Annotated in this window: 9 protein-coding genes; 1 reads left to right on the top strand and 8 read right to left on the bottom strand. The window is 72.7% G+C overall.

Annotated features, from left to right (window positions below):
• The 5 genes from cobA to C1A33_RS15990 all read right to left on the bottom strand — a co-directional run.
• On the bottom strand, positions 1-898 hold an 898-nt coding region (gene cobA / locus C1A33_RS16015; protein WP_243407607.1), incomplete at its 3' end, for a uroporphyrinogen-III C-methyltransferase.
• A 73-nt stretch (positions 899-971) separates the two neighbouring features.
• Entirely contained in the window at positions 972-1,643 is a 672-nt protein-coding gene (locus C1A33_RS16010) for a phosphoadenylyl-sulfate reductase (RefSeq protein WP_101832294.1), read from the bottom strand.
• 261 nt (positions 1,644-1,904) lie between these two features.
• On the bottom strand, positions 1,905-3,677 hold the full coding sequence (locus C1A33_RS16000; protein ID WP_101832293.1) for a nitrite/sulfite reductase: 1,773 nt from the start codon (positions 3,675-3,677) through the stop codon (positions 1,905-1,907).
• Between the two features lie 77 nt (positions 3,678-3,754).
• Positions 3,755-3,940, bottom strand: coding sequence for a putative leader peptide (locus tag C1A33_RS38370; protein WP_341477229.1), 186 nt, complete (start codon positions 3,938-3,940; stop codon positions 3,755-3,757).
• A 179-nt stretch (positions 3,941-4,119) separates the two neighbouring features.
• On the bottom strand, positions 4,120-4,674 hold the full coding sequence (locus C1A33_RS15990; protein ID WP_101832291.1) for a response regulator: 555 nt from the start codon (positions 4,672-4,674) through the stop codon (positions 4,120-4,122).
• Positions 4,675-5,173: 499 nt separating this feature from the next.
• On the opposite strand from C1A33_RS15990, the gene C1A33_RS15985 reads away from it, so the two are divergent.
• Positions 5,174-6,310, top strand: coding sequence for a helix-turn-helix domain-containing protein (locus tag C1A33_RS15985; protein ID WP_101832290.1), 1,137 nt, complete (start codon positions 5,174-5,176; stop codon positions 6,308-6,310).
• Positions 6,311-6,331: 21 nt separating this feature from the next.
• Here the strand turns inward: C1A33_RS15985 and C1A33_RS15980 are convergent, their stop codons facing one another.
• The 3 genes from C1A33_RS15980 to C1A33_RS15970 are packed head-to-tail and all read right to left on the bottom strand — an operon-like array spanning position 6,332 to position 7,667.
• Positions 6,332-7,180 (bottom strand): menaquinone biosynthetic enzyme MqnA/MqnD family protein, encoded by an 849-nt coding sequence (locus C1A33_RS15980; RefSeq protein WP_101832289.1) that lies wholly within the window; start codon positions 7,178-7,180, stop codon positions 6,332-6,334.
• A complete protein-coding gene (locus C1A33_RS15975) occupies positions 7,177-7,434 on the bottom strand; it encodes a hypothetical protein (protein ID WP_101832288.1) in 258 nt (85 codons plus the stop codon). Before C1A33_RS15975 ends, C1A33_RS15980 begins: the two co-directional genes overlap by 4 nt.
• Positions 7,434-7,667 (bottom strand): hypothetical protein, encoded by a 234-nt coding sequence (locus C1A33_RS15970; RefSeq protein WP_101832287.1) that lies wholly within the window; start codon positions 7,665-7,667, stop codon positions 7,434-7,436. The genes C1A33_RS15975 and C1A33_RS15970 overlap by 1 nt, the downstream gene beginning before the upstream one ends.
• Positions 7,668-7,691: the final 24 nt, after the last annotated feature.

Genomic DNA, 7,691 nt, shown 5'->3' with positions numbered 1-7,691 from the left:
GGCCCACCCCCACCCCCGACGCCGGCCGGGCGACGACGGTTTCGACCGCGTCGGCGCCGAGCGCGCGCAGCCGGCGGGCCAGCAGACCGGCCCGCGGCCGGGTGCGGGCGACGAGAACGCGCACGCCGGCCAGCGGGCGAGCCTCCATGCTCGCCGCGGCCCTGTCGAGGGCGGCGACCTCGCCGACCACGATCACCGCGGGTGAGCGGACGCCGGCGGCGATCGCGTCGACGGCCAGGGCGTCGAGGGTGGTGCGCAGGATCCGTTGGGCCGGTGTGGCGCCCCGCTCGATCACCGCCACGGGGGTGTCCTCGGCCCGGCCGCCGTCGAGCAGGGTGTCGGCGATCGCCATCAGCCGCGCGACGCCCATCAGGATGACGATGGTCGCCCTGGACTCGGCGAGCCCCGTCCAGTCAACCGTCGACTCGGGATGGCCGGGTGGCAGGTGCCCGGAGACGATGGCGATCTCCTGGGCGACGTCGCGATGGGTGACGGGGATGCCGGCCAGCGCCGGCACCGCGAGCGCGGATGTGACCCCGGGCACCACGCCGCAGGGCACGCCCGCCTCGGCGCAGGCCGCCGCCTCCTCGCCGCCGCGGCCGAGGACGTACGGGTCGCCGCCCTTGAGCCGCACCACTCGTGCCCCTGCCCGGGCGCGGTCGACGAGGACGGTGTTGATCTCCTCCTGGCCCCAGGAGCGAGCCGTCGGGCTCTTGCCGACGTGGATGATCTCCGCGTCAGGCGGTGCCGCATCGAGCAGGACCGCCGTGGCCAGCCGGTCCACGACGACGACATCCGCCGTGGACAACAGCTCGCGACCACGCACCGTCAGCAGGCCGGGATCCCCCGGACCAGCTCCGACCAGCCAAACCTCACCGACACCTCGCCCGTCCGCCACGGCGTGCACCGTATCTGTTCACCTCGGGCAGCAGGAGATCACGCGCGTGGCCCCATGACGGTCACACGACGGGTCAGTGGATGCCGCACTCGGTCTTGGTGGAGCCGGCCCAGCGGCCGGCACGGCCGGCGCCGCGCTGGGTGCACGGCCAGCAGCCGACGGACTCGTAGCCGTCGGACAGCAGCGGGTTGACGATGACGTTGTGCTCGGCGACGTACCGCTCGACGTCCTCGTCGGTCCACGTCACCAGCGGATGGATCTTCACCTTGCCGCGGCGCGCGTCCCAGTCGACGACCTTGAGGTTCTTGCGGCCGGCGGACTCGGCCCGCCGGGAACCCGCGGCCCAGGCCCGGTAGGGGGCCAGGGCCCGGTCCAACGGGACGACCTTGCGCATCCGGCAGCACAGGTCGGGGTCGGTGCGGTACAGGTCCGCGCCGTGGACGGCGTCCTGGCCGGCGACGGTGAGCTGCGGGCGGACGCTGATGATCGGCAGATCGTAGGTGGCGGCGACCGCGTCGCGGGTGCCGATCGTCTCGGCGAAGTGGTAGCCGGTGTCGATGAACACGACCGGGATGTCGGAGCGGATCCGGGCGAGCATGTCGACGAGGACCGCCTCGGCCATCGAGGCGGCGACGACCAGCTTCGACCCGAACTCCTCGGCCGCCCAGCCGAGGATCTCCTCGGCGGGCGCGCCCTCGAGGTCCTCCGCGGCCCGCAGCGCCCGGGTCTTCAACGCGGCATCCATCAGCTCGTCTCCTCGTAGTGAGAGGTGGGGTCGTGAGAGGTGGGACCGTCGTGAGAGGTGGGACCGTCGTGAGAGGTGGGACCGTCTGCGAGCGTGCTCGTGGCGGCTGCCAGTGCTGTCAGGCTCAGTCGGAAGGCGCGGCGGCAGGACCGGCACGCCCAGTGCCCATGCCCGGAGCCGGCGACGCCGTCTGGCGCGGGCTGCGGGACGATGTCCTCCTCGCCGCAGTACGGGCAGTAGAAGGGCACCGCGCGGCCACCACTAGCCACCCGTGCCACCGCCCGCCGTGGCGGGCGTGCCTGCCGGCCTGGACGCTGGTGTGGGCCTGGACGCTGGTGTGGGCCTGGACACCAGCGACGCCTCGTCCGCGCGCTGGGCCCAGTCGGCGAAGCTCTCCCCGCTCTCGCGCTGCGCCTGGTAGGTCTCCAGCAGGCCGGCGACGTAGTCGACGAGTCGGTCGGCGGTGACCTTCAGACCGCGCGACTTGCGCCCCAGCCGCGAGTGGGTGCCCAGGTGACCGCCGAGGTGGACCTGGAAGCCTTCGACCATCTCGCCGGCGTCGTTCGGGACGAGCGAGCCCTTCAGCCCGATGTCGGCGACCTGGAAGCGGGCGCAGGCGTTGGGGCAGCCGTTGATGTTGATGCCGATCGGCTCGTCGAAGTCGGGCAGGCGGCGCTCGAGCTGGGTGATGAGGTCGCGGGCGTTGCCCTTGGTCTCGACGATCGCGAGCTTGCAGAACTCGATGCCGGTGCAGGCCATCGTGCCGCGGCGGAACACGCTGGGGCGCACCACCAGGTCGAGCGCGGCGAGTGCGGTCTCGAGCGCGTCGACGGCGTCGTCGGCGACGTCGAGGATGACGAGCTTCTGCGTCGTGGTGGCGCGGATGCGGCCCTGGCCGTACTGGTCGGCGAGGTCGGCGACGGCGCGCAGTGTCGTGCCGGTGAGCCGCCCGGCGCGCGGGGCGAAGCCGACCGCGTTGCGGCCGTCGCGCTGGCGGTGCACGCCGACGTGGTCGCGGCCCTCGGTGCGCGGAGGCGCGGGCGGCGGGCCGTCGGGCAGGGCCGCGGTGAGGTACTCCTTCTCCAGGGTGGTGCGCACCCATTCGGCGCCCATGTCCGCGACGAGGAACTTCAGCCGGGCGCGGGTACGCAGGCGGCGGTAGCCGTAGTCGCGGAACAGGGCGGCGACGCCGTGCCAGACCTCGGCGACCCGCTCCGGCGGCACGAACGCGCCGAGGCGGACCCCCAGGTGCGGGTTGGTCGACAGCCCGCCGCCGACCCACAGGTCGTAGCCCGCGCCGAGCTCCGGGTGGACCACACCGACGAACGCGACGTCGTTGATCTCGTGCAGGGTGCAGTGGTCGGCGCAGCCGGAGATCGCGGTCTTGAACTTGCGGGGCAGGTTCGCGAGCGTCGGGTCGCCGACGAAGCGGCGCACCACCTCGTCGATGACGTCGGTGCCGTCGATGACCTCGTCGCCGTCGACGCCGGCCAGCGGGCAACCGAGGATGACCCGGGGGGTGTCCCCGCAGGCCTCGGCGGTCGTCATGCCGGCGCCCTCGAGCGCACCCCAGATCGCGGGCACATCCTCGATGCGGATCCAGTGCAGCTGGATGTTCTGCCGGTCGGTGACGTCGGCGACGTCACGGCCGTAGCGGGTGGAGATGTCGGCGATGACCCGGAGCTGGTCCGCGGTCATCCGCCCGCCGTCCAGGCGCACCCGCTGCATGAAGTAGGAGTCGTCGAGCTCCTCGGGCTCCAGCACCGCCGTGCGCCCGCCCTCGATGCCCGGGCGGCGCTGCGTGTACAGACCCCACCAGCGGAACCGACCGCGCAGGTCCTGCGGGTCGATGCCGTCGAAACCGGTGTGCGGGTAGACGTTGAGGATGCGGTCGCGCACCTCGAGACCGCCTTGGTCCTTCTTCATCCGCTCGTTGGCGTTGAGCGGCTCGGTGTAGCCCAACGCCCACTGGCCCGCCCCCTTGGGACGGGACGGGCGCGCGGCGGATCGGGCCGGACGGGCAGGAGAAGACATGAGAGATCTCTCGACGCGCGGGGAAATGCGACACCGTCGACACGGCGCCGCACCAGAGGGGACGGCAGAGCGGGACGTCAGCGGGAGCGGCGACAGCCCGCGCTGGAGACACGCAGCAGGTCGACGTGCAGACGGGCGACGAGCATCGGCTCAATCACCAGGCACGCGGCTGCGGGAGACAGCGCTGCCCCGCGCCGGGACGCGACGCCGACCGAACGGTCCGACGCTCGCGAGACCGGCGCCCCGAGGGAGAGGGCGCGCATGACCACGGCCCCATGTTTCCACAGAAGTTCGTTCGATGGGCGAGTTGTGAGCCCCATGACCTCGGCGCATGGCACACCGGCGCCGCAAACCATCACAGAACGGCCCACGCCGCCCGCGCGCTACGCCAAGTCTAGCGCACCGATGGGCAATATGGACAACCAGGCTGGGCGAGTACGCGTCAGGCCGGTCGGCGGGTGGCGCACAGGCGGCGCAGCTGGTCCACCAGCGGGCCGGTGGCCAGACCCTTCTCCAGCAGCGCGTCGGCGCCCAGAGCGAGCACCCGGTCGAGCAGCGCGTCCTCGGAGAATCCGGTGAAGATCACCACGACCGCGCGCGGCGCGATCCGCCGGATCCGTGGCAGCGCGCCGATGCCGTCAAGCACCGGCATCGCCAGATCGAGCAGGACCAGGTCCGGATCGGTGCGGACGACCTCGTCGATGGCCTCGACGCCATTGGCGGCCGCGCCGACGACGACGAAGTCCGGCTCGGTGCCGAGCAGGAGGCAGAGCAGGTCGCGCACGCCGTCCGCGTCGTCGACGACGACGACCCGGCGCGCCGGCGGCCCCGACGCGGCGACAGCGTCCCCGACGCCGTCACGCGCTATCCCTGCGGCCGGGCCAGCAGCTGGGACGACGGCTCCGTCCCACCCGAGCCCGACGGTGTGGGCGTCCACCGAACGGCCGGTATCCACCATTCTTTTGTACGCGCCCCGCCCGGCCCCGCGCATCGTCATTCAGGATGGTTTCCGGGGATGACCCAGGCCGGTCATGCCACTGATACCCGCAGATCGTGGCGAAGCGCCGCAGGCCCGACGGGACAGTCCGTTAGCCCCTCGCGTGAATTGGCCGCCGGGGGATCTACCGGGATTCCAGGAGTTTTCGGCGGTAGTTCGACGCCTCCCCCCCCCCGTTTCCCAACAAGAACCCAAGAAAGGAGGCATAATATCTCGGCAGGGACTCGGCTCGCAGTCGGACATCACGCCACTGCGTGATCAAGAAACTCCGATGAGCAATAGCCCACCACCCAGGCTGCCGCAAAGTCACAGAGAGTAATCAAAGCAACCGCTCGCGTATGGGACTTTCGGCCTCTAGTCTACAAGGGTGCACCATGGAGTAATCTGATCACTACCAGTGAATCCCTGCCGGCTCTCGAGCGGGCGCGAGAGGCGGCGCACCTCAGGCTGAGCCTCCCTCGGTGGGAGGCGACCTCTGCCATGCGGAAGGACGTCACAGATGCGGCAACGGAGCCGAGGCCGGCATGGCACGGCGACCGCCGAAGACCTGCTCCCTGCGGAGGTCCGGCGGCGTCGCTGTGAACGCGTTCTCTCTCGGGAGGAGCTTGCCCGGCGCACCGGTTACAGCCGCCAGTACATCGCCCAGCTGGAGCAGCCGAGCCGCGGCATCCCGTCCCGGCCGGTGATCGCGGCGGTCGACGCCGCGCTCGAGGCGGGCGGTGCCCTCATCGACCTGCGCGAGGCCGCCGTCGCGGCCCGGGCCGAGCGGCTGCGCCGGCGGCCCGACCCGGAGATCGAGTCCCGCCGCCGCGTCTCCGACCTGCTCGACCACCGCCGCTCCGACGGCGAGCTGGACTACCTCGACCGGCTTGTCGCCGACCTCATCGCGAAGGCGGACCGGCTCGACCCGGCCGACGTCACCGCCCGGGTGCTCGACCACCAGAGCGTCGTCGACAACCTGCTGCGCATGCCCCTGTTGCCGCACCAGCAGTTCCGCCTGTTCATGCTCGCCGGGCACCTGGCGGGCCTGCTCGCCATCTCACTGCTCGACGTCGACGAGCTGGCCGGCGCGAGCACCTGCTGCCTGGAGGCGGCGGTGTTCACCGAGCTCACCGGGCACGAGGGGCTACGTGCCTGGACGCTCGCGGTCAACGGCCTCATCGACGCGGCCGCCCGGCGAGCCTGCGCCACGCCCCCCGACCCGGCCACCCCGACCGCCCCGACGCGGGAGGGGCTCACCGGACCGGACGAGCGGATGATCGCCTCGCTGCTCGAGCAGTTCGGCGCGCCGGGTGCCGGTGCCGCCGGTCCCGAGCCGGCGGCGAGGCCCGCGGACGGACCGTCCATGCCCGTCCCCAGCGCCGCGGCCGACCCCGGCGTCCCCGAGGCGACGCCGCCGGTCGACGCCGACCCGGCCGCCGGTCACGAGCCCGCGGAGCCCTTCGAGCCGGCCGTCGCCGGACTCGACGGCGCCGCCTCGCTGGAGGAGTCTCTGACCGCGCCGGGTGGCCGGGCGACACCGCCCCGGCTCATCGCCCTGGTCAAGGGGCGCATCGCCCGGTTCGCCACCGCCGACACCCACCGTCCGGTGCCGCCGCCGGCGGGGCTGTCCCACGCGTTCCAGCCACCCGTCTGACGGTCGGCTCGCGGCTGGCGGTCAGACGTCGGCGAACGTCATGGCGCGCAGCGGCGGCACGTCGCCGCGGCGCGCCGCCCGGGCCGCGAAGGCGCGGACACCGGCCTGCTGCCGCTCGCCGAGCCGGAAGTCCAGGGTCGTGAAGTAGCGGGCCAGTGTCGCCGGGTCGAACACCTCGAACCGGGCCGCGCGCGTCGCCACCTGGTCGACGTCGCCGAGGGCGAGGTCCAGCCCGGTGCGGAAGGCGTCATGGACCTCCTTGACGACGCCCGGATGTCGCTCGGCGAACGACCGCCGGGCGGCCCACACGGCGAAGACCATCGGCAGGCCGCTCCACTCCCGCCACGCGGCGCCCAGGTCGATCAGGCCGAGTGGATGATCCGTCCCACCACGCTCCGCCTCGTAGGTCGCCCGCAGCGCCACATCGCCGATGATCACGGCCGCGTCGGCCTCGCGCAGCATCAGCGGCAGGTCCGGCGGCATCGTCACGTAGGTGGGCGCGAGGCCGTGCAGCTCCTCCAGCAGCATCCGGGCGAGCAGCACGCTGGTGCGCGACGTCGACCCGAGCGCGACCGTGCGCACCTCGGCCAGCGGCACCGCCGCGCTCAGCACGACGGACAGCACCGGCCCGTCCGAGCCCACCGCGAGGTCGGGCAGAACGACCAGGTCGTCGGCGTGGCGCAGGTACTCGACCAGACTGATCGGGCCGATGTCGAGATCGCCGGCGACGAGCGCCTCGTTCAGTCGATCCGGGGTGTCCTTCGTCAGCTCGATGTCGAGCAGGGCGCCGGAGTGCACCAGGCCCCAGTACAGCGGCAGGCAGTTCAGGAACTGGATGTGGCCGACCCGGGGCCGGACCTCGCCGCTCAACTCCGCCCGCCGCGACGGTTCTCCATCACGTCGATCACCGCTCGCCGCTGCCGCAGCGCCAGTGGATAGCTGAGCAGCCCGCTGACCGCGAGCGCCAGCACGAACGCGAGCAGGCCGCCGAGGCCGAGCAGCAGCACGACCGCCAGCACCACGCCGAACAGCACCGCCCGGATGGCGAAGTACCGGGCGTTGATGCCGAGCAGACCCGGCCCGGAGCCACCGGGCTGACCGCCGGCACGCTTGCGCAACTCCATCAGGACCTCCGCTTCTTCGTCGGCACCCAGCCGAGTCGGCGCAGCACGGTCGGGAAGAACCCCAGGCCGAGGAAGACCACCAGCAGGCCCAGCAGGCTTGCCGCCCCGATCGGCAGCCCCGCCCAGTCCAGCACGACGTAGGCGAGCACGCCGGGGACGAGGATCACCAGGAAGGCGAGCACGAAGATCGAGCCGATGCCTGGTGCCCCGGGCGGTCGGGCCGGCCTCGGCATCGCCGGGGTGGGAGCGGGGGGCGG

The sequence above is a fragment of the Frankia canadensis genome (assembly GCF_900197875.1).
Lineage (GTDB): Bacteria > Actinomycetota > Actinomycetes > Frankiales > Frankiaceae > Frankia > Frankia canadensis.
Note: the sequence above shows the minus strand (reverse complement) of the source record. Positions and strands in the feature narration are given on the sequence as shown.